The sequence below is a fragment of the Methylobacterium sp. Leaf118 genome, from assembly GCF_920984675.1.
Classification (GTDB): Bacteria; Pseudomonadota; Alphaproteobacteria; order Rhizobiales; family Beijerinckiaceae; genus Methylobacterium.
Map to the genome: position 1 here is coordinate 78,378 of NZ_CAKLBV010000009.1, position 21,400 is coordinate 99,777.

Here is a 21,400-nt window from a genome sequence, read left to right on the forward strand (position 1 = left end):
CTCAGGCCGCGAGCCAGGCGGTGACGTCGCCGCCCTGCCGCTGCTCCATCGCCAGGCGGTGCGGGCTCTCCTCGACGACGTGCCAGGGGAGGCCGGCGACGGGGGTGCCGTGCAGCGCGATCGGCGCCGAGCGGGTCTTCAGGCGGATGACCGGGGCGGCGTGGGCGTAGCCCGGATGCTCCCGGTCGAGGATCGTGTGGGCGATGACCTCCGCTTGGCGGGCGATGGGCTCGATGAACCGGCACGGCCGCCCGTCGAGGCTGATGCAATCGCCCAGGGCGAAGATGTCCGGCCCGCTCGTGCGCAGGGTCGCCGGATCGACGACGATGCCCCGGTCGAAGGCGAGGCCCGCTCCCCGCACGAGCCGCGAGGGCGTGGCGAGGCCGGTCGCGGCGATCACGGTCGCGGCGGCCAGACTCGTCCCGTCGGACAAAGCCAGGGCGATGCGGCCGTCGGCCCGGCGGCTCAGGCCGCTCACGAGGCTCGGGCCCCGATAGGTGACGCCCACGCCTTCGAGACCCGCCCGCAGGCGCCGTCCGGCCGGCTCCGGCAGGAGTTCGGGCAGCGGCAGCGCCCCGGCCCCGACGAGCGTGACGGCATGGCCGGCGCGGGCCAGATCCTCGGCCAGTTCGCAGCCGACCATGCCGGCGCCGATCACCGCGACCGTGCGGGAGCCGCGGGCCAGTTCGGCGTGGAGCGAGGACCAGGCGGCGAGGTCGTTCACCCGCCAGCACAGGGCCGGATCGAGGCCGGCGGGAAGCGCCGGTCGCGCCCCGTGGGCGAGGACGAGGTGGGTGTAGGACAGGGGGCCGCGCGTGGTGCGCAGGGAATGCCGCGCCGGCGCGAGGCCGACCGCGACCGTCTCGGCCATCAGGCGCAGGCCGAGACGCGCCGCCGCCGCGATGCCGGTCTCGCGGCGCAGGGCCTCGGGACCGAGGCCGCGCCCGAGGGCGACCGAGAGTTCCGGCTTGTGATAGAGGCTGCCGTCGCAGGCCGTCACCAGGGTGATCGGCACTTGCCCATCCGCGGCCCGGATCGCCGCGGCGACGCTCCATCCACTGATGCCGCCGCCGACGATCACCGCGCCGGGCCGGCGCTGCGGCCCGAGGGCGACCGGGACGGGGGCGACCGGCGCCCGCCGCCGGTAGGGCTCGAAATCCGACTTGGTGACGCCGCAGATCGGGCAGGCCCAATCCTCGGGGATGCGCGCGAAGCGGGTGCCGGGGGGCAGGCCGCTATCGGGATCGCCCTCGCCCTCGTCGTAGATCAGGCCGCAGGCCCGGCAGAGGAATTGTTGCCACGGGCCGAGGCCGTCGGTGGGCTCCGGGCGGCTCATGCCCGGCCCCCATCGGTGGCGGCCGGCAGCGTCTCCCGCGACAGCCGGGCCATCTCCCAGCGCAGATGCTTGAGCGCGGGGGTGACGATGGCGACGAAATGCGCTTCGCGGATGCGGCGCTGGGGGGCGGCCGACATCAGGTAGCCCCGGGCGCCCTGGTGGAGCAGGGCCGATTGCGAGGCGCGCAGCGCCAGTTCGGAGACCTGAGCGCGGGCGTCGAGGACGTCGATCAGGTAATCGTTGCTGCTCTCATAGGGCGTCTCGGCGAGCTGCATCACCCGGGCGCGCAGCTCGGCGAGTTCGGCGGCGATCGTGTCGGGGCGGTCGTCCAGGAACTGGTTGACGTGACCCAGCGTCTCCTCGACCGCCCCCATATCGGCGAGGCTCCCCTCGGCGACGCCGAGGCCCATGCCGCATTGAAGCAGGATGAAGGCGCCGCGGATGCGCCCGATGAAGGGGCGGGCCGGGTCGGCGATGAGGTCGTCCTCACCGACGAAGAGATTGTCGAGCCGCAGGCCCCAGGTGCTGGTGCCTTCCATGCCGGAGAAGTGCGGACAGGGCCGCAGCTCGGCGCGGTCGCAGGCCAGCAGGAACATGATCTCGTGGCCGATCGTGTCGCCGGGCCCGACGACGCCGGCGATGGCGCCGCAATACTGCCCCGGCCCGATATGGCTGACCCAGGGCAGCATGCCGCTGACCCGGTAGCCGCCGGTGACGCGGCGGGCGCGCAGCAGGATCGGCTCGATTCCGGCAAATGCCTTCATCGGATTGGACAGCGCCGTGCCGCCGAAGCGGCGCCCGGCCGCGTGGTCGTCGAGCCGTGCGCCGGTCAGGGCCGGATTGCCCGACTGCTCCAGGTAGAGGCCGCAGACGGCGTGGCACCACATCAGGAAGCCGGTGGCGCCGCAGGCCCGGCTCGCCGCCTGCATGGCGGCCACCGCGAGGCCGAAGCGTGCCCCGTGCCGGTCGAGATGGACGGCGAGCGCCCCGGTCTCACCGAGCCGGCCCAGGAGGTCGAGCGGATAGGCGCCGCGGTCGATCGCGCCCGCCGCGGCGCTCAGCGGACCGTCGGCGATGGCCGTGGTCCCGGCGAGAACGGCCGCGTCGATCCAATCGGGGCGGTTCGGAGCGGCGGGCCCGGCGGGGGCGACACGATCCTCCACCTGCCGGAGAGCGAGGGCGCTCGGCATCGTCAATCTCCTCAAAGGTCGGGGAAGGCGGCGGGACCCGTCTGGCCCCGCCGCGCGTCTCGTATCAAATCCGGTTGATCCCTTCGGGATGGCGGATTTGGGCTTCGCTCAAACGCCGCGCGGGCTTGCCTGATACGGGCTCCGCTTTCATCAAGCGGAGCCCGCTTCAGGCGGCCAGGGTGATCGCGAACGGGATCGGGTTGCGCAGGGAATTGGCCACCGGCGAGTACCGGTTGGCGTGCTGCACGATGGCGTCGAGCTCCTCCCGGCTCGCATCGCCCTCGATGGTCACGGCCACGCGGATCGCCTGGAATCCCATCTCCTCGGGGGCCTTCTCGGCGCCGCCGGCGCCCCAGGCGGCGGGGTTGCCGATATCGCCCTCGAGATGCAGTTCGAGGCGGGAGAGGCGCACCTGCTTCCAGGTCGCGACGGCGGTGATGCCGACCGCGAGGCAGCCGCCGAGGGCCGAGAGCACGATCTCGCCCGGCGCCGGCGCGGTGTTCTCGCCGAACAGGTGCAGGGGCTCGTCCACCACGACCGGCGGGTGCTCGCCGACATAGCTGAGGGTGCGGTACTGCCCCTCGACGACGGTGCGCACCGTGTTGGTGCCGCGCGAACCGGGATTGCAGCGCCCCTTCTCGGCGAACTGCATCAGGCCGTCCCGGTCGATCGGACGCAGATAGGTGGTGACGGTGGTGGGGGCGGCGCTCGCGCTCATCGACAACTCCTGTTCCAGCTCTGTCCCCGCAGAGATCGGGGCCGGCTCGGAGGGACTTGCGCAAGGCGAATGCCAGATGCGAATCTTTTCGGACTATTCCGTATTATCTCAACGAATCAGAGACTTAAGGCAATAATGTCCTGGCGGCTTTCGGCTGGCTTGTCGGTAAATGTCGGCACTTTGTCGACATTGTCGGGTTTGGCGAGGCCGCGTCACGGCGCCGGCTGGAGCTTGCGCCAACGATAGGAGAATTGGCGCTCGGTGAGCCCGAGCCGCTGGGCCGCCCGTGTCTTGTTGCCGCCGGCCTGGGCCAGGGCCATGCGCAATTGCTCGTGGCCGTGCGAGTCGGCCGGCAGGTAGGGGCGCACGGTGCCCATCGCGCGCAAGGCGGCCTCCCGCTCGGGCGACAGGTACGACGCCGAGGCGGGCGCGCGCAGGGGAGGCGCCGTGACGAGGGCGCCTTCGAGCATCGGCCGCAGGTCCTCGACGTCGAGAACACCTTCGCTTGCCAAGAGCACGAGCCGCTCGATGAAGTTGGCGAGCTGGCGAATGTTGCCCGGCCAGGATTGGCGGGCGAGATGGGCGACCGCGCCCTGGGTCAGGTTGACGTTGCGCTGGTTGCTCTGGTTCGCCTGGGTGAGGAAGTGCAGCACGAGGTCGGGGATATCGCTGGGCCGCTCCGCCAGCGACGGCAGGGTGATCGGCACGACGTTGAGGCGGTAGAACAGATCCTCCCGGAAGCGGCCGTGGGCGACTTCGGTGGCGAGGTCCCGGTTCGTCGCGGCGACGAGGCGCATGTCGATCCGGATCTCGCGCGTGCCGCCCAGGCGCACGACGGTGCCCTCTTGCAGGGTGCGCAGCAGCTTGGTCTGGAGGATCGCCGGCATCTCGCCGATCTCGTCGAGGAAGATCGTGCCGCCGCTCGCCTGCTCGAACCACCCCGCCCGGGCATCGACCGCCCCGGTGAACGCGCCGCGCTCGTGTCCGAACAGCTCGGACTCGAACAGGCTGTCGGGGATGGCCGCGCAATTGACCTTGATGAAGGGCCGGTCGCGCCGCGGGCTCGCGAGGTGAAGCGCCCGGGCGAAGAGTTCCTTGCCGGTCCCGGACTCGCCGAGCAGCAGCACGCTCGCGGTTGCGCCCGCCACCTTCTCGACCTGAGCGAGGGCGCGCAGTAGCGCGGGCGAGGTTCCGATGATGCCGTAGCGGGCGCGCTTGATGCGCAGCTCGCGGGCCAGCATGTCGTTGTGCTCCTCGAGCGCCCGCGTCTTCTGCTCCACGCGCTCGTTCAGGGTCAGCAGCTGGCTCACCATGGTGGCGATGATGCGCAGGATGGTGAGATCGTCCGACAGCGCCCGCTCCCGGTGCCGGATGCGGTGGCAGGCGATGGCCCCGACCGTCCGGTGATCGACCCGGATCGGCAGCGCCAGGAACGACACGGCGCCGCGGGGCAGCTGCGCCCGGGCCACGGCGCGCCCGAGGAAGGTCGGGTCCTTGTCGATGTCCTGCACGATGATGAGGTGGCCGTCCTGGATGACGCGACCGGTGATGCCCTCGCCCGGCGCGTAGCGGCCCCGCGCGACCTCCTCGCGGGTCAACCCGTAGGAATAGGCGATCCGGTGGCCCTCGCCGTCGGGATCCTTCAGAACGATGCGCCCCCGGTTCAGCCCGACGATCTCGGACAGGAGATGCAGCATCTCCCGCGCGACCTGATCGAGGCGCAGGCCCTTGCCGATCAGGTTCATGACCTCCTGGATGAGGAACATCTCCTGCGTGCGCCAATGCGTGCTCGACGCGACCTTGCGGACAAGTCCATCCATTCCCTGGCGTGCCTCGGGTTCCGATGAGAGCGCGCGCCGCCGACCTTGAGTCCGGCGCGGCGTCCCGGCCCGACACGGTCGCGCGCAGCCCTCACGCTGCGTCAGCCTGCAAACTTCATGCAAGCCGGACGCGGCGTGATCTGCGCCCCGGTCTGCGCGCTCTTCGAAGCGTCGAGCGCGCGACGCGGCGACGGGGGCGCGTTCCGTCTCCTTCCGCGCTGCGCGCAGGGGCGGTCCGGTGTGCCGTCCCACACCTAATAGATCGCAAGCTAACGAATTGGCTGGCGACCCCCGCAATCGCCCGCTATACCAACGGCCACGTCAGCGACGCGCGGGAGAGAGCCGGTCCGAACCGGCCGCCGAAGGAGCAACCGCCCCGGAAACTCTCAGGCCCCCGGACCGCACGTCGCGCAACACTCTGGAAAGTGGTGCTTCCGCTCCCGCCGATGGTGTAAGTCGCGGCCCCGCAGGGGCCGGGGCGAAACTCTCAGGCCGATGACAGAGGGGGCTCGCATGCACGGCGCGTGCGGAGCGACCTCGGAGGCCTGCGCGATGACCGACCCGTAAGCCATCGGCCCGAGAGGTGGGCGCCGGTTCCCGGGCCGCCGCGTCGCCTCCGCCCCCTGCCCTTCCGCATTCCGCTCGACTGGCCGGCGCGTCCCGCGCGCCCGGACGACGACCCATGCCCGGACAACGCGGACTCGAACGTCCCGATCTGGAGTCACGACGATGCTGGCCACCCGCCGCTCCCTTCTCCTCGCCGCCGCCCTTCTCGCGCCGGGGCGCGCCCAGGCCTTCTTCTGGGAATCCGAGCCCGCGCCGACGGCGTTGGAGCCCCCCGATCCGGCCACGAACCGCGCCGCGTGGTTCGTCGGCACCATCCCGGACGCGCCCTTCGACATCCCCATGGTCGACCTGACCCTCGTCCCGGCGGAGTTCCGACGGCAGCGCGTGGCCTATGACGGCCCCGAACGCGCGGGCACGCTGGTCGTCGACACCCATCAGCGCTTCCTCTTCCTCGTCGGCGCGGGGCGGACCGCCCTGCGCTACGGAATCGGGGTGGGGCGGGCCGGCTTCACGTGGTCGGGCATCGCGACCGTGCGGCGCAAGGCGACCTGGCCGGGCTGGCACCCGACGGCGGCCATGCTGAAGCGGCGGCCCGACCTCCCGCGCTACGTCGCCCCCGGGCTCGACAACCCCCTCGGGTGCCGCGCGCTCTACCTCTACCAGGGCGACCGGGACACCCTCTACCGCATCCACGGCACCAACGAGCCCTGGACCGTCGGCGGCACCGATTCCTCGGGCTGCATCCGCCTCCTCAACGAGGACATCCACGACCTGTACGGCCGGGTTGCGCTCGGCACGACGGTGGTCGTGAAGACCTCGCAGCCGGAGGTGATGGTGCAGCGCGAGTGGGACGGCCCTCCCCGCTCCGACGACCGGGTGCGTGTCGTTCGATAGGCCCCTCCGCCCGGGCCCGACCCCCTGACTCTCCGGCTGGACCGAGACCGATGTTCGAGACCGCGACCGCAACTCTGGACTGGCTGGGCCTGATCGTCTTCACGATCACCGGTGCCCTCGTGGCCTCCCGCAAGGCGATGGATTTCGTCGGGTTCGCCGTGCTCGGCACGGTGACCGGGGTCGGGGGCGGGACGCTCCGGGATCTCTTGCTCGGGGCGCCCGTGTTCTGGACGGAGCGCCCGGCCTATCTGCTGGCCGGCGTCCTCGTCTCTGGCGCGGTGTTCTTCGCCGCGCATCTCCCGCAATCCCGGTCCCGCGCCCTGGTCCGGCTCGACGCGATCGGCCTCGCTCTGTTCGCGGTGGCGGGCGCCGAACGGGCGTTGCAGGCGGGGGCGAGCGGCACCGTGGCGGTCGTCATGGGCGTGGTGACTGCCACCTTCGGCGGCGTCATCCGCGATCTCCTCGGGGGGGACAGTCCGGTGATCCTCAGCCGGGAGATCTACGCCTCGGCGGCCGCGGCCGGTGCGGTCACCTTCGTGTCCCTGACCGCACTCGGCGCCCCGCGCGAAATCGCCCTCGGCACCGGCTTCGTCGTCGCCCTGCTCATCCGGGCCGCTTCCCTCCGCTGGGGCTGGACCCTCCCGCGCTATCGCCCGCCGACGGGCCTCCCTCACCGCTGACCGCCGGTCCCAGAGCCAGACGCATGGCCGGCAGCGCGGCCCCGAACCTCAGCGCCGCGGGTCGGGTCCCCCGTCCCGGGCGGGCGCCCTGCGCCAGACGCCGAGCAGGTCGAACCGCGGCGTCTCGCCCTCCGGCGCGACCGCGACCGTCGCCGTGCGCCCGGAGACGAGCCGGACCTTCCCGTCGACGCGGTCGAGCGTGATCCGGACCGGGATGCGCTGGGCGAGGCGCACCCAGGCGAAGGTCGGGTTCACGCTCGCCAGGAGGTTCGAGCCGGCCGTCCGCTCGCGGTCCTCGATGCCGCCCGCGAAGCTCTCGACCCGGCCGGTCAGCGTGACGCGCTCGCCCATCAGCCGGATCAGGGCCCGGTCGCCGACATGGATGCGCGGCAGCTTGGTCTCCTCGAAATAGCCCTCGACCCGCAACGTGTCGCTGTCGATGAGCGCCATCACGCCCCGCCCGGTCGTGACATAGGCGCCGGGCCGCAACTCCATGTTGGTGATGCGGCCGTTGACCGAGGCCGTCACGGTGGAGCGTTCGAGGTTGAGCCGGGCGAGATCGCGGTCGGCGCTCGCCTGGCCATAGGCGGCCTTGGCCTCCAGGTCGGCCGCCCGCGCCGCCTCGACCCGCTGCTGCGACACGGCGGCGTCGCTGAGCTTCGTGTAGCGGGCGTAGTCGGCCGCGGCCTGCTCCATCGTCGCCTGCTTGCCCGCCACCACCGCCTCCGCCTGCCGCAGGGCAAGGGCGAAGCGGTCGGGATCGATGCGGAACAGCACGTCGCCGCGCGTCACGACCTGGTTGTCGCGGACCAGCACCGCGGTGACGAGGCCCGAGACGTCGGGGGCGACCGCGACCACGTCGGCGCGCACGCGCCCGTCCCGGGTCCAGGGCGCCTCCATGTAATAGTCCCAGAGCGCGAGGCCGACGACGGCGGCGATGGCGACCATCCCCAGCGTGACGAGGAGGCGGAGGGAGAGGGCGAGAAACCGGGGCATGGGCGGGGTCCGGGACGGGGGGAAGGCGGAGCGCGGGGGCCTTGGGCGCTCACGCAGTGAGCGGCACCGCCACCGCGACGACCGCGCCGAGGAGGACCACGTAGAGGGCGAGGTCGAAGAGCGGCCGGTGCCAGACGAGGCGGTAAACGCCAGCCCGGGCGAGGAGCCGCCGCAGCGGCAGGCTGAGGGCGAAGGCGATGAGCATCCAGGCCCCGAGGCTCGGGACGAAGACGCCGTAGAGATCGAACTCGCCCGTCATGCCGCGTGCTCCGGTGAAGGGATGGTGGGGGACGCCCGGTAGGGCGCCGCATCGGGGAACAGGCCGCGGCGGATGCCGACGAGGCCCATCAGCGCGGCGCGTCCGGCCGCCTGCTGGCCCTCGCCGGAGACCGCATCGAGGGCCCGGTCGAGGGTGTCGCGCAAGCTCGGCGACGGGTCGGCCGCCGGGCTTTCGAAATGATGCGCGAGGTCGGCGAGAAGCGCCTCGACCGCAGCCCGTGCCGGCCTCGAGAGGCGGCGCCGGTCGCGCCGGAGTTCGACGATGTTGATGCCGACGCGGACCTCGGCCAGCAGGTCGGCGGTCCATTCCGCGTCGTCCGGCGGCAGGGCGGCGAGGCGCGGCGCGATCAGCCCGACGCGGTCCAGCATCAGCGCGGCGAGTTCGAGACCGTTCTGCGCGCCGCGCCGTTGCGCGGCCTCGGCCAGGCTCCGCCGGTTGATGGCCCGCAGACGCCGCGCCGACCCGCCGGCGCCGACCGAGCGGACGAGCCGCGTGACGATGGCCGCCGACCACATCCCGAGGATGACGGCGACCGCGGAATTGGTGAAGGCGGCGAACTCGCCGGTGTAGCTGCCCTGGAGGGCGATCATCGCCGAGCCGTTGACCGCCGCGCCCATCGCCATCGGCGCCGTCCGGGGCTGCGCCATGAAGACGCCGCAGAGCAGCAGGCCCGGCGCCAGGGCGAGGGTCAGCATCTCGAAGGTGGTCGCCAGGGGCAGGATCGCGAACAGGTAAGCGCCCGCCCCCAGCGCCCCGACGACGGCGGAATTCGCGAAGCTGACGATGAAGGGCGCGGGATCGTCCTGGGCCGCGAAGAAGCTGCAGCCGACCGCCGCCATCATCGGGGCGCCGGCCCCGTCGGGCCAGCCGGTGGCGATCCAGATGGCGCCGGTGAGCCCCACCGAGAGGAACACCCCGATCCCGGACAGGAGGGCCATGCCGTGATCGCGGTGACGGATCGTGCGCGCGCTCGCCGTGTAGCGGAAGGCGAGGGTCTCGGTCACGGGCGTACCCTCGGCGAGGTGACGCTGCAGGCGCCGGGCATCCTGGCGCAGATCGATGAAGTCGCGCAGGCGCGCCAGCAGGCTCGCCAGAACGAGGTCGTTCCAGCTCGGACGCCCACCGAGATCCGGCTCGAGGGCGCGCGCCTCCGCCTTGAGACGCTGCGCGTCCGTTGGCTCGGTCGTCCCCGCGGCGAGCCAGGCCGCCATGGAATCGAGGAGGCCGCGTACCCGGGCCGGCAGGGCGCCCGCCCGCTCCAACGCCGCGAGGCGGTCGGCGATCGCCGAGGCGATGGGCAGGAACATCAGCATGTGCTGGCGCAGGGTCGCCATGGCTTCGGCCGAGCGCTCGGCCCCGCTCATGTCGTAGCGCAGGGGGGTCGCGAGGGCGTCGAACGACACGGCGTCGGCGGCGAGCCGCAGGCGCTTGGCCTGGCTGTCCTCGCGGCCATGGGGCCGGGCGAGGATGTCGACCACCCAGCCGCGCGCCGCCCGCAGCCAGAGGTCGAGCCGGCCCGCGATCACGGGGGCGACCGATTGCGGCAGCAGGACCGTGTTGACGAGGCTGGCACAGAGGATGCCGAGGGCGATCTCCTCGGCCCGGGCCACCGCGGTGTCGAACATGGCGCCGGGTTCGCCGACGCTGGGAAAGCCGATCAGGGCCGCCGTGTAGCCGGCGAGCATCATCAGGTAGCTGCGCGGCGTGCGGTCGAGCAGCGAGACGTAGAGGCAGACCGCGACCCAGAGGGCGATCGCCAGTGTGAGCAGTTCCGGCGCGGTGGCGAGAGTGGGGACGAGGATGACGGAAACGACGGCCCCGAGCAGGGTGCCGAGCACCCGGTAGAGCGCCTTCGAGCGGGTGGCGCCGGCGAGCACCTGGCTCGTGATGTAGACCGTGCCCAGCGCCCAATAGGGCTTCGGCAGGTCGATCCAGAACGCGAGCGAGAGGGCCAGCATCCCGGCCCCGAAGGTCTTGAGCGAGAAGGCCCAGTCGCGCCAGCCCGGAAGGGTCATGTCTCGCCCTCCGCCTCGCCCGGCGGCGGGCCGCCGCGGACATGGTCCTGCAGCGCCCGGAACACCCGCAGGCCGGCCTCCAGATCGGCGGCGCTGACCCCGGCGAAGGCCACGGCGCGGAGACAGTCGAGGTCGGCCTCGATCCGGGCGACGACGGTCTCGCCGGCCGGGGTCAGGCTCAGGACCTTCGCGCGCCGGTCGCTCGGGTCCTCCCGGCGCAGGACGAGGCCTGCCCCTTCCAACTGATCGAGGAGGCGGACCAGGGAGGGGCCCTCGATGCCCACGGCCTCGGCCAGGGCGTTCTGGCGGGGCGCGCCCCCCATGCGCCCGATCAGAACGAGCGGGAGCGCCTTCGCTTCCGAGATCCCGTGCGCCTCCGTCGCCCCGTTGGCGAGCCGCCGCCAATGGCGCCCCGACAGGAGGAGCCGGTGGGAATAGGCGAGGCGCAACTGGCGCAGGGTCTCGTCGGCCATCGCACCCCGTCCGTCCGGGCCCCGACGACGCGACTGCCGGAATGCCGCCCTCAAACGGATAGAGTGCTATCGATGAGCCCCCAAGCGTTCAAGCCGCCGCGGGGCCGCGCAGGACGATCGGTCCCGGCCCCTCGCCGCATTTCCCTGCTCCGGCGCCGCGCCTACAAGGATCGCGCCCGCGACGCGACGGTCCGTCGCCAGGGGCGCCGCCACCGGACCGCACCTTGCCGGAGGAACGCCATGTCGATGTTCGCCAAGCTCAAGCGCCGCGCCGCCGAGGGGCGGCCCGTGCGCGTCGGTCTGATCGGCGCCGGCAAGTTCGGGGCGATGTTCCTGTCCCAGGCGTGGCGGACCCCCGGCCTGCATCCGGTCGGCGTCGCCGACCTCTCCCCCGACACCGCGCGGGCGGCGATGCGCCGGGTCGGCTGGCCGGACGCGCGCAGCCGCGTCGCCTCCCTTGAAGAGGCGGCGCGGACTGCCACTACCTTCGTGACCGAGGACAGTGCCGCGCTGATCGCCAGCCCGTTCATCGACATCGTCATCGACGCGACCGGCAACCCGGCGGCCGGCATCCGGCACGTGCTGGCCGCCTGCGCCCACCGCAAGCACGTCATCATGGTGAACGTGGAGGCGGACGCCCTCGCCGGCCCGCTCCTCGCGCGTCGCGCCGCCGAGGCCGGGATCGTCTACTCGATGGCCGCGGGGGATCAGCCGGCGCTCATCGCCGAACTGGTCGACTGGGCCCGCACCATCGGCCTCGACGTGGTCTGCGCCGGCAAGGGCACCAAGTACCTGCCGGAATACCACCGCTCGACGCCCGAGACCGTCTGGGGCCATTACGGGTTCAGCGAGGCGCAGGTTGCCGGCGGCGACTTCAACCCGCGGATGTTCAACGCCTTTCTCGACGGCACCAAATCGGCCCTGGAGATGGCCGCCGTCGCCAATGCCTGCGACCTCAGCCCGCCGGAGGACGGCCTGGCCTTTCCGCCCTGCGGCGTCGACGACCTGCCGACGGTGCTCCGTCCGGTCTGCGACGGGGGCATCCTTCCCCGCAAGGGCACCGTCGAGGTGGTCTCGTCGCTCGAGCGCGACGGGCGCCCGGTGTTCCGCGACCTGCGCTGGGGCGTCTACGCGGTGTTCGAGGCCCCGACGCCGTATGTGCGGGACTGTTTCGCGCAGTACGGTCTCCGGACCGACGCGAGCGGGCGCTACGCCGCGACCTACAAGCCCTACCACCTGATCGGCCTCGAATTGGGGACTTCGGTGGCGAGCATCGCCACCCGCGGCGAGCCGACCGGCGCGACGACGGACTGGCACGCCGACGTGATCGCGATCGCCAAGCGCGCCCTGACGGCGGGCGAGGTCCTCGACGGCGAGGGGGGCTTCACGGTCTTCGGCAAGGTGGTCTCCGCCGAGCGCTCCCTCGCCCTCGGCGCCGTGCCGATCGGCCTCGCGCACGGCCTGCCGCTCCGTAGCGCCGTGCCGGCCGACCAGCCGATCCGCTGGTCCGACGTGGCCTTCGACGCGGATGAGCCGGCCATCGCGTTTCGGCGCGCGATGGAGGACCTGTTCCGGCGGGAGAAGGGCCTCGTATCGGCAGCCAGCCCCGGGGATGATCCGCGCCGCCATCCGTGATAGGCGCCCGCCGCCGCCGCAAGCACAAAAAAGGCCCCCGGTTCTCGCGAGCCGGGGGCCTTGGCGTTTCGGTCCTGTCCGGAGCCGGCCGGTGCTTACTCGGCGGCTGCCGGAGGCAACTCGCTGAGATTGGCGGCGTTGGCCGCGTTCTCGGAGGAGCGCTGCTGCAGGATCAGGCTGTCGCGGCGCCGCGCGATGGAGCGGATATCCGCCGCGAGCGAGCCGGTGCCGGCCGGGATGAGCGAGCCGACGATGACGTTCTCCTTGAGGCCTTCCAGGGTGTCGACCTTGCCGTTGACGGCCGCCTCGGTGAGGACGCGGGTCGTCTCCTGGAACGAGGCCGCCGAGATGAACGACTTCGTCTGCAGTGACGCCTTGGTGATGCCGAGCAGGACCGGAACGCCCTGGATCGGCTTCTTGCCCTCGGCCAGCAGCTTCTCGTTGAAATCGGCCAGTTCCGTCCGGTCGATCTGGTCGCCCGTGAGGATGTCGGAATCGCCGCCGTCGGTGATCTCGACCTTCTGCAGCATCTGCCGGACGATCACCTCGATGTGCTTGTCGTTGATCGACACGCCCTGGAGCCGGTAGACTTCCTGGATCTCGTTGACGAGGTAAGCGGCCAGCTCCTCCACGCCCTTGATCGCCAGGATGTCGTGCGGCGCCGGGTTGCCGTCGACGATGTAGTCGCCGAGCTCGACCACGTCTCCGTCCTGAAGGTGGATGTGCTTGCCCTTCGGGATCAGGTACTCGACCGCGTCCGAACCGTCATGCGGCGTCAGCGTGAGCCGGCGCTTGTTCTTGTAGTCGCGGCCGAAGGCGATCGAGCCCGACTTCTCGGCGATGATCGCCGCATCCTTCGGACGACGGGCCTCGAACAGCTCCGCCACCCGCGGCAGACCGCCGGTGATGTCGCGGGTCTTGGCCGATTCGGTCGAGACGCGGGCCAGCACGTCGCCGGCCTTCACCTTCGCCCCCGGATCGAGACCGATGATGGCATCGACCGGCAGGAAGTAGCGGGCATCCGAACCGCGCGGTAGCTTCACGGCCTTGCCGTCCTGATCCAGCACGAGCATCGCCGGCTTCAGGTCGGAGGTCCGGGACGAGCCGCGCCAGTCGATGACGACGCGCTTGGCGATGCCGGTCGACTCGTCGGTGGTCTCGGTGATGGACTGGCCATCGTAGAGATCCTCGTAGCCGACGATGCCGTCCACTTCGGCGACGATCGGACGGGTGTAGGGATCCCATTCGGCGATCCGCTGCCCGCGCTTGATCGTGTCGCCCTCGTCCACGCGCACGCGGGCGCCGTATTGCAGGCGGTGGACCGCCCGCTCGGCGCCGTCCGGGCCGACGATCACCACCGCGACCGAGCGGCCCGTGGCGATGAGGTCGCCGTCCGAGTTCTTGGCCAGAGACCGGTTGCGGATCTTGATCGTGCCTTCGAAGCTCGACTCGACGAAGGACGAATCCGCGATCTGCGCCGCCCCGCCGATGTGGAAGGTGCGCATGGTGAGCTGGGTGCCGGGCTCGCCGATCGACTGGGCCGCGATGACGCCGACGGCCTCGCCCATGTTGACGGGCGTGCCGCGGGCGAGGTCGCGCCCGTAGCAGGTGGCGCAGACGCCGCTCTTGGTCTGGCAGACCAGCACCGAGCGGATCTTCACCTCCTGGATGCCAGCCGCGTTGATCGCGGGCAGGTGACGCTCCTCGATCGTCTCGTTCGTCTTGACGATGACGGTCCCGTCCTGCGCCACCAGATCCTCGGCCGCGGCGCGACCCAGGATGCGGATGGCGAGCGGGGCCACGACCTGGCCGGCATCGATGATGGCGCGCATCTTGATGCCGTTGGTCGTGCCGCAATCGACCTCGCGGATGACGGCGTCCTGCGCCACGTCGACGAGGCGGCGGGTCAGGTAGCCGGAGTTCGCGGTCTTCAGCGCCGTGTCCGCGAGGCCCTTGCGGGCGCCGTGGGTGGAGTTGAAGTACTCGAGAACGTTGAGGCCTTCCTTGAAGTTCGAGATGATCGGCGTCTCGATGATCTCGCCCGACGGCTTGGCCATGAGGCCGCGCATCGCCGCGAGCTGCTTCATCTGCGCCGGCGAGCCGCGGGCGCCCGAGTGGCTCATCATGTAGATCGAGTTGACCTGACGGTCGGCCCCGTTCTCGTCCTTCTGGACGGCGGAGATGCGGCCCATCATCTCGGCGGCGAGCTTGTCGGAGCACTTCGCCCAGGCGTCGACGACCTTGTTGTACTTCTCACCCTGGGTGATCAGGCCGTCATTGTACTGCTGCTCGTAGTCCTTCACCAGCGAGCGGGTGTCTTCGACGATCGACCACTTGTTCTCCGGCACGACCATGTCGTCCTTGCCGAACGAGATGCCGGCCTTGAACGCGTGGCTGAAGCCGAGCGCCATGATGCGGTCGCAGAAGATCACCGACTCCTTCTGACCGCAATGGCGGTAGACGGTGTCGATCATCGCCGAGATTTCCTTCTTGGTCATCAGCTTGTTGACGACGTCGAAGGGCACCTTCGGGTGCCGCGGCAGTACGCCCGACAGGATCACGCGGCCCGGGGTGGTGTCGTAGATGCGGGACACGGGCTCGCCGTCCGGCCCGAGGCCGCGCCAGCGCCACTTGATCTTCGAGTGCAGCGACACGCTCTTGGCCGCGAGCGCGTGCTCGAGCTGACCGATATCGCCGAACACGCCCTGCATCGGGTTGGACTTGTCGTCGGGCTTGTGCGCGCCGACCGCGCCGTCGGCGACGATCGACAGGTAGTAGAGGCCGAGGACGATGTCCTGGCTCGGCACGATGATCGGCTGACCGTTGGCCGGGTGCAGGATGTTGTTGGTCGACATCATGAGGACGCGCGCTTCCAGCTGCGCCTCGAGCGACAGCGGGACGTGCACGGCCATCTGGTCGCCGTCGAAATCGGCGTTGAAGGCGGCGCAGACCAGCGGGTGGAGCTGGATCGCCTTGCCCTCGATCAGCTTCGGCTCGAAGGCCTGGATGCCGAGGCGGTGCAGGGTCGGCGCCCGGTTGAGCATGACGGGATGCTCGCGGATCACCTCATCGAGGATATCCCAAACCTCGGGCTTCTCCTTCTCGACGAGCTTCTTGGCCTGCTTGACGGTGGCCGAGAAACCCTTGGCGTCGAGGCGCGCGTAGATGAACGGCTTGAACAGCTCCAAAGCCATCTTCTTGGGCAGGCCGCACTGGTGCAGCTTCAGCTCAGGGCCGACCACGATGACCGAGCGGCCGGAATAGTCGACGCGCTTGCCGAGCAGGTTCTGGCGGAAGCGGCCCTGCTTGCCCTTGAGCATGTCGGCGAGCGACTTCAGCGGGCGCTTGTTGGCGCCCGTGATGACGCGGCCGCGGCGACCGTTGTCGAACAGCGCATCGACCGCTTCCTGAAGCATGCGCTTCTCGTTGCGGATGATGATGTCCGGCGCGCGCAGCTCGATCAGCCGCTTGAGGCGGTTGTTGCGGTTGATGACCCGGCGATAGAGGTCGTTGAGATCCGACGTGGCGAAGCGGCCGCCGTCCAGCGGAACCAGGGGGCGCAGGTCCGGCGGGATGACGGGCACGACCGTCAGGATCATCCATTCGGGGCGGTTGCCCGACAGCTGGAACGCCTCGATGATCTTGAGGCGCTTCATCAGCTTCTTGGGCTTCAGCTCGGAGGTCGTCGTCGCGATCTCCTCCTTGAGGGAGGTCGCGATGCCCTCGAGGTCGAGCTCCATCAGGATGCGCCGGATCGCCTCGGCGCCGATCATCGCCGTGAACGAATCCTCGCCGTACTCCTCCTGCGCGCGCAGGTACTCCTCCTCCGACAGGAGCTGACGCTCCTTGAGGGGGGTGAGGCCCGGCTCGATGACGACGTAGGACTCGAAGTACAGGATCCGCTCAAGGTCCTTGAGCGCCATGTCGAGCAGCAGGCCGATGCGCGAGGGCAGCGACTTCAGGAACCAGATATGGGCCACGGGCGCGGCCAGCTCGATATGGCCCATGCGGTCGCGCCGCACGCGCGCGAGGGTGACCTCGACGCCGCACTTCTCGCAGATGACGCCCTTATACTTCATGCGCTTGTACTTGCCGCACAAGCACTCGTAATCCTTGATCGGGCCAAAGATCCGCGCGCAGAACAAGCCGTCGCGCTCGGGCTTGAAGGTCCGGTAGTTGATCGTCTCTGGCTTCTTGATCTCGCCGTAAGACCAAGACAGGATCTTCTCAGGCGACGAGATCGAGATCTTGATCTGGTCGAAGCTCTGCGGCTGGGCCTGCTGATTGAAAAGGTTCATGACCTCTTGGTTCATGATCCGCTCCTTGCTCGCCGGCGGCCCCGCGCCTGGGCCGTCACGGCTGGATCCTGGTGGCGCCGCGCTCGTCCGGAGCGCCGCTGGCCGTCATTGTCCGGAAGGCCCCACCCCTTCCCGCTCGACCGCGGCGGCGCCTCGGAGGAGGCACCGCCGCGGGAGGTGATCCGGCTCGTTACTCGGCGGCGTCCGCGGGCGGCTCGATCTGGTCGTTGGCCGCCTGCTGCTGCTTGGAGTTCGTCAGCTCGACGTTGAGGCCGAGCGAGCGCATCTCCTTGACGAGCACGTTGAAGGATTCGGGGATGCCGGCCTCGAACGTGTCGTCGCCGCGGACGATCGCCTCGTAGACCTTGGTGCGGCCGGCCACGTCGTCCGACTTCACCGTGAGCATCTCCTGCAGCGTGTAGGCCGCGCCGTAGGCCTCCAGCGCCCAGACCTCCATCTCACCGAAGCGCTGTCCGCCGAACTGCGCCTTGCCGCCCAGGGGCTGCTGGGTGACGAGGGAGTACGGGCCGATCGAGCGCGCGTGGATCTTGTCGTCCACGAGGTGGTGCAGCTTCAGCATGTAGATGTAGCCCATCGTGACCTTGCGGTCGAAGGGCTCGCCGGTGCGACCGTCATAGAGGGTCGACTGCGCCGAGCGGTCGAGCCCGGCCATCTCCAGCATCGTCTCGATATCGGCTTCCTTCGCGCCGTTGAAGACCGGGGTCGCCATCGGCACGCCGCGCCGGACGTTGTTGCCGGCTTCCGCCAGGTCCTCGTCCGACAGGCCCTCCAACTCGGAGGGGGAGTAGATCGCCTCCATCTCGGTCCGCAGCGGCGCGATGTCCTGGTTCTTCAGGTAGGCATCGACCGCCTTGGCGACCTTGCGGCCCAGGCCCGCCGCGGCCCAGCCCAGATGGGTCTCGAGGATCTGACCGACGTTCATGCGCGAGGGCACGCCGAGCGGGTTGAGCACGATGTCGGCATGCGTCCCGTCCTCGAGGAACGGCATGTCCTCGATCGGCACGATCCGCGAGACCACGCCCTTGTTGCCGTGGCGGCCGGCCATCTTGTCGCCGGGCTGGATCTTGCGCTTCACCGCCACGAAGACCTTGACCATCTTCATCACGCCGGGCGGAAGCTCGTCGCCGCGCTGCAGCTTCTCGACCTTGTCGAGGAAGCGCTGCTCGAGGCGCTTCTTCGACTCGTCGTACTGCTTCTGCATCGCCTCGATTTCCGTCATCAGACGATCTTCGACGACGGCGAACTGCCACCATTGCGAGCGGGGATACTCGCTGATGATCTCGCGGGTCAGGGTGGTGTCCTTGCGGAAGCCCTTCGGGCCGGCGATCGGCGACTGACCGATCAGCACGTCGGCGAGACGCGCATAGGTGTTGCGGTCGAGGATGGTCTGCTCGTCGTCGCGGTCCTTGGCGAGACGCTCGATCTCCTCGCGCTCGATGGCCTGGGCGCGCTCGTCCTTGTCGACGCCGTGGCGGTTGAAGACCCGCACCTCGACGATCGTGCCGGTCACGCCCGGGGGCACGCGCAGCGAGGTGTCGCGCACGTCCGACGCCTTCTCGCCGAAGATGGCGCGGAGCAGCTTCTCCTCCGGCGTCATCGGGCTTTCGCCCTTCGGCGTGATCTTGCCGACCAGGATGTCGCCCGCGTGGACCTCGGCGCCGATATAGACGATGCCGGCCTCGTCGAGGTTCTTGAGCGCCTCCTCGGAGACGTTCGGGATGTCGCGGGTGATCTCCTCCGGACCCAGCTTGGTGTCGCGGGCCATCACCTCGAACTCCTCGATGTGGATCGAGGTGAACACGTCATCCTTCACGATCCGCTCGGAGAGCAGGATCGAGTCCTCGAAGTTGTAGCCGTTCCAGGGCATGAACGCGACGAGCACGTTGCGGCCGAGCGCGAGCTCACCGAACTCGGTCGAGGGACCGTCGGCGATGATCTCGCCCTTCTTTACCGGTTCGCCGACGCGCACCAGCGGCTTCTGCGTGATGCAGGTCGACTGGTTCGAGCGCTGGAACTTCTGCAGGCGGTAGATGTCGACGCCGGGCTTGGTCGGGTCGGTCTCCTCCGTCGCGCGGATGACGATACGGGTGGCGTCCACCTGATCGACGATGCCGGAACGCCGCGCCGCGATGGCGGCGCCGGAATCGCGGGCGACCACGGCCTCCATGCCGGTGCCGACGAAGGGCGCGTCGGCGCGCACCAGCGGCACCGCCTGGCGCTGCATGTTCGAGCCCATGAGCGCGCGGTTGGCGTCGTCGTTCTCGAGGAACGGGATCAGCGCCGCGGCGACCGAGACGAGCTGCTTCGGGCTCACGTCCATGAGATCGACGCGGTCGGGGGCGACCACGATGACCTCACCCGCGCGGCGGCAGACCACGAGGTCGTCGGTGAGCTTGCGGTTCTCGTCCATGCCGGCATTGGCCTGGGCGACGTAGTACTTCGCCTCCTCCATCGCCGAGAGGTACGACACGTCGTTGGTGACGACGCCCTCCTTCACCCGGCGGAACGGCGTCTCGATGAAGCCGTACTTGTTCACGCGCGCGAAGGTCGCGAGCGAGTTGATGAGGCCGATATTCGGACCCTCGGGCGTCTCGATCGGGCAGATGCGGCCGTAATGGGTCGGGTGCACGTCGCGCACCTCGAAGCCGGCGCGCTCGCGGGTCAGACCGCCCGGGCCGAGCGCCGACAGGCGGCGCTTGTGCGTCACCTCGGAGAGCGGGTTGGTCTGGTCCATGAACTGCGACAGCTGCGACGAGCCGAAGAACTCGCGTACCGCGGCCGCCGCGGGCTTCGCGTTGATGAGGTCCTGCGGCATCACCGTGTCGATATCGACCGACGACATGCGCTCCTTGATGGCACGCTCCATCCGCAGGAGGCCCAGCCGGTACTGGTTCTCCATCAGCTCGCCGACCGAGCGGACGCGGCGGTTGCCGAGATGGTCGATGTCGTCGATCTCGCCCTTGCCGTCGCGCAGGTCGACGAGCGCCTTGACGACCGCGAGCATGTCCTCCTTGCGGAGCGTCCGCACGGTGTCGGCGGCATCGAGGTCGAGGCGCATGTTCATCTTCACGCGGCCGACCGCCGAGAGGTCGTAGCGCTCGGAATCGAAGAACAGCGAGTGGAACATCGCTTCCGCGGTGTCGAGGGTCGGCGGCTCGCCCGGGCGCATGACCCGGTAGATATCGAACAGCGCGCCCTCGCGGCCGGAATTCTTGTCCACCGCCAGGGTGTTGCGGATGTAGGGACCGACATTGACGTGGTCGATGTCGAGCACCGGAAGCTCGGTGACGCCGACATCGTCGAGGGCCTTGAGCAGCTTCTCGGAAATCTCGTCGCCGGACTCGGCCCAGATCTCGCCCGTCTTCATGTTGACGAGGTCCTCGGCGATGTACTGGCCGACCAGATCCTCATCGGAGGCGCGCAGGAACTTGGTGCCCTTCTCGCCGATCAGGCGGGCATTGCGGGCGTTGAGCTTCTTGCCGGCCTCGAGCACGACCTCGCCGGAATCGGCGTCGATCAGGTCGACGGAGGCCTTGAAGCCCTTCAGCCGCTCGGCGTCGAACGGCACGCGCCAATCGGCGCCGTCGCGGACGTAGTCCACGCGGTTGTAGAAGGTCGAGAGGATCTCCTCGCCGTCGAGACCCAGCGCGAACAGCAGCGAGGTGACCGGCAGCTTGCGCTTACGGTCGATGCGCACGTGCACGATGTCCTTGGCGTCGAACTCGACGTCGAGCCAGGAGCCCCGGTAGGGGATGATGCGGGCGGCGAACAGCAGCTTGCCCGAGGAGTGCGTCTTGCCCTTGTCGTGGTCGAAGAACACGCCCGGCGAGCGGTGCATCTGCGAGACGATGACGCGCTCGGTGCCGTTGACGATGAAGGTGCCGTTGTCCGTCATGAGCGGCATGTCGCCCATGTAGACGTCCTGCTCCTTGATGTCCTTGACGGACTTGGCGCCGGTATCCGGGTCCACATCGAACACGATGAGCCGCAGGGTCACCTTGAGCGGGGCCGCGAAGGTGATGCCGCGCTGGCGGCACTCGTCGACGTCGTATTTCGGCGCCTCGAAGGTGTAGCGCACGAATTCGAGCAGGGCCGTGGAGGCGAAGTCGGAGATCGGGAACACCGACTTGAAGACGCTCTGCAGCCCCTCGTCGCCGCGCCCGCCCTCGGGCTCGTCCACCATCAGGAACTGGTCGTAGGACGCCTTTTGAACCTCGATGAGGTTCGGCATCTCGGCGACTTCCCGGATCTTTCCGAAGAACTTGCGAATGCGCTTGCGACCGACCAGCGTATTGGCCATGAGACCTCGCTCCACCATTCCCGCGTCCTGGTTGCCCGGGGAAAGCGTCCGCTTCCCGCGCCGGGCCGGCAGGCGCGTCCCGCCGGACCGCCTGCCCCGTATCAAAAATTCCCGCCCTCACGCGGACCTGAGCCGGGGTCCGCCGATCGCTTGCCGTTGAAGCGACCTTAGCCCGCG

The 21,400-nt window shown here is 70.0% G+C and carries 13 protein-coding genes and 1 riboswitch; of the genes, 3 read left to right on the top strand and 10 right to left on the bottom strand.

Translation table 11 applies throughout. From position 1 onward, the window contains the following. Nucleotide 1: 1 nt before the first annotated feature. The 4 genes from LW587_RS06225 to LW587_RS06240 form a co-directional block, all read right to left on the bottom strand. Nucleotides 2-1,336 (bottom strand): FAD-dependent oxidoreductase, encoded by a 1,335-nt coding sequence (locus LW587_RS06225; RefSeq protein WP_232628724.1) that lies wholly within the window; start codon nucleotides 1,334-1,336, stop codon nucleotides 2-4. After that, the gene (locus LW587_RS06230) at nucleotides 1,333-2,526 is read right to left on the bottom strand and encodes an acyl-CoA dehydrogenase family protein (protein ID WP_232628725.1); all 1,194 of its coding nucleotides are present in this window, start codon (nucleotides 2,524-2,526) and stop codon (nucleotides 1,333-1,335) included. Before LW587_RS06230 ends, LW587_RS06225 begins: the two co-directional genes overlap by 4 nt. 166 nt (nucleotides 2,527-2,692) lie before the next feature. Continuing rightward, the gene (locus LW587_RS06235; RefSeq protein ID WP_232628726.1) at nucleotides 2,693-3,244 is read right to left on the bottom strand and encodes an OsmC family protein; all 552 of its coding nucleotides are present in this window, start codon (nucleotides 3,242-3,244) and stop codon (nucleotides 2,693-2,695) included. Between the two features lie 212 nt (nucleotides 3,245-3,456). Further along, nucleotides 3,457-5,064: a sigma 54-interacting transcriptional regulator gene (locus LW587_RS06240; RefSeq protein WP_232628727.1), complete on the bottom strand. Its 1,608-nt coding sequence runs from the start codon at nucleotides 5,062-5,064 to the stop codon at nucleotides 3,457-3,459. 322 nt (nucleotides 5,065-5,386) lie between these two features. Continuing rightward, a riboswitch (glycine riboswitch) is annotated at nucleotides 5,387-5,476 on the top strand. A 317-nt stretch (nucleotides 5,477-5,793) separates the two neighbouring features. Here LW587_RS06240 and LW587_RS06245 point away from each other — a divergent pair. Next, entirely contained in the window at nucleotides 5,794-6,525 is a 732-nt protein-coding gene (locus LW587_RS06245) for a L,D-transpeptidase (RefSeq protein ID WP_232628728.1), read from the top strand. Between the two features lie 50 nt (nucleotides 6,526-6,575). Continuing rightward, nucleotides 6,576-7,205: a trimeric intracellular cation channel family protein gene (locus LW587_RS06250; protein WP_232628729.1), complete on the top strand. Its 630-nt coding sequence runs from the start codon at nucleotides 6,576-6,578 to the stop codon at nucleotides 7,203-7,205. A 48-nt stretch (nucleotides 7,206-7,253) separates the two neighbouring features. Here LW587_RS06250 and LW587_RS06255 read toward each other — a convergent pair whose 3' ends face one another. Genes LW587_RS06255 through LW587_RS06270 form a run of 4 tightly spaced genes read right to left on the bottom strand, consistent with a single transcriptional unit; the run spans nucleotide 7,254 to nucleotide 10,969 of the window. Next, nucleotides 7,254-8,201 (bottom strand): efflux RND transporter periplasmic adaptor subunit, encoded by a 948-nt coding sequence (locus tag LW587_RS06255; protein ID WP_232628730.1) that lies wholly within the window; start codon nucleotides 8,199-8,201, stop codon nucleotides 7,254-7,256. Between the two features lie 49 nt (nucleotides 8,202-8,250). Beyond that, nucleotides 8,251-8,460, bottom strand: a complete 210-nt coding sequence (locus tag LW587_RS06260; protein ID WP_232628731.1) for a DUF1656 domain-containing protein — start codon at nucleotides 8,458-8,460, stop codon at nucleotides 8,251-8,253. Beyond that, a complete protein-coding gene (locus tag LW587_RS06265) occupies nucleotides 8,457-10,496 on the bottom strand; it encodes an FUSC family protein (protein ID WP_232628732.1) in 2,040 nt (679 codons plus the stop codon). The genes LW587_RS06260 and LW587_RS06265 overlap by 4 nt, the downstream gene beginning before the upstream one ends. Next, complete coding sequence (locus LW587_RS06270; protein WP_232628733.1) at nucleotides 10,493-10,969, bottom strand: MarR family winged helix-turn-helix transcriptional regulator; 477 nt, start codon at nucleotides 10,967-10,969, stop codon at nucleotides 10,493-10,495. The genes LW587_RS06265 and LW587_RS06270 overlap by 4 nt, the downstream gene beginning before the upstream one ends. Nucleotides 10,970-11,209: 240 nt before the next feature. Between LW587_RS06270 and LW587_RS06275 the strand changes: the two genes are divergently transcribed. Then, nucleotides 11,210-12,604, top strand: coding sequence for an NAD(P)H-dependent oxidoreductase (locus LW587_RS06275; RefSeq protein ID WP_232628734.1), 1,395 nt, complete (start codon nucleotides 11,210-11,212; stop codon nucleotides 12,602-12,604). A gap of 95 nt (nucleotides 12,605-12,699) precedes the next feature. Here the strand turns inward: LW587_RS06275 and rpoC are convergent, their stop codons facing one another. Then, entirely contained in the window at nucleotides 12,700-16,917 is a 4,218-nt protein-coding gene (gene rpoC, locus LW587_RS06280; RefSeq protein WP_232628735.1) for a DNA-directed RNA polymerase subunit beta', read from the bottom strand. Between the two features lie 175 nt (nucleotides 16,918-17,092). Continuing rightward, a complete protein-coding gene (gene rpoB, locus LW587_RS06285) occupies nucleotides 17,093-21,223 on the bottom strand; it encodes a DNA-directed RNA polymerase subunit beta (RefSeq protein WP_232628736.1) in 4,131 nt (1,376 codons plus the stop codon). Nucleotides 21,224-21,400: the final 177 nt, after the last annotated feature.

Bases quoted from the DNA above. Each gene is read 5' to 3' on its own strand.
- LW587_RS06225 (WP_232628724.1), bottom strand. From the start codon at position 1,336: ATGAGCCGCCCGGAGCCCACCGACGGCCTCGGCCCGTGGCAACAATTC.
- LW587_RS06230 (WP_232628725.1), bottom strand. From the start codon at position 2,526: ATGCCGAGCGCCCTCGCTCTCCGGCAGGTGGAGGATCGTGTCGCCCCC.
- LW587_RS06235 (WP_232628726.1), bottom strand. From the start codon at position 3,244: ATGAGCGCGAGCGCCGCCCCCACCACCGTCACCACCTATCTGCGTCCG.
- LW587_RS06240 (WP_232628727.1), bottom strand. From the start codon at position 5,064: ATGGATGGACTTGTCCGCAAGGTCGCGTCGAGCACGCATTGGCGCACG.
- LW587_RS06245 (WP_232628728.1), top strand. From the start codon at position 5,794: ATGCTGGCCACCCGCCGCTCCCTTCTCCTCGCCGCCGCCCTTCTCGCG.
- LW587_RS06250 (WP_232628729.1), top strand. From the start codon at position 6,576: ATGTTCGAGACCGCGACCGCAACTCTGGACTGGCTGGGCCTGATCGTC.
- LW587_RS06255 (WP_232628730.1), bottom strand. From the start codon at position 8,201: ATGCCCCGGTTTCTCGCCCTCTCCCTCCGCCTCCTCGTCACGCTGGGG.
- LW587_RS06260 (WP_232628731.1), bottom strand. From the start codon at position 8,460: ATGACGGGCGAGTTCGATCTCTACGGCGTCTTCGTCCCGAGCCTCGGG.
- LW587_RS06265 (WP_232628732.1), bottom strand. From the start codon at position 10,496: ATGACCCTTCCGGGCTGGCGCGACTGGGCCTTCTCGCTCAAGACCTTC.
- LW587_RS06270 (WP_232628733.1), bottom strand. From the start codon at position 10,969: ATGGCCGACGAGACCCTGCGCCAGTTGCGCCTCGCCTATTCCCACCGG.
- LW587_RS06275 (WP_232628734.1), top strand. From the start codon at position 11,210: ATGTCGATGTTCGCCAAGCTCAAGCGCCGCGCCGCCGAGGGGCGGCCC.
- rpoC (WP_232628735.1), bottom strand. From the start codon at position 16,917: ATGAACCAAGAGGTCATGAACCTTTTCAATCAGCAGGCCCAGCCGCAG.
- rpoB (WP_232628736.1), bottom strand. From the start codon at position 21,223: ATGGCCAATACGCTGGTCGGTCGCAAGCGCATTCGCAAGTTCTTCGGA.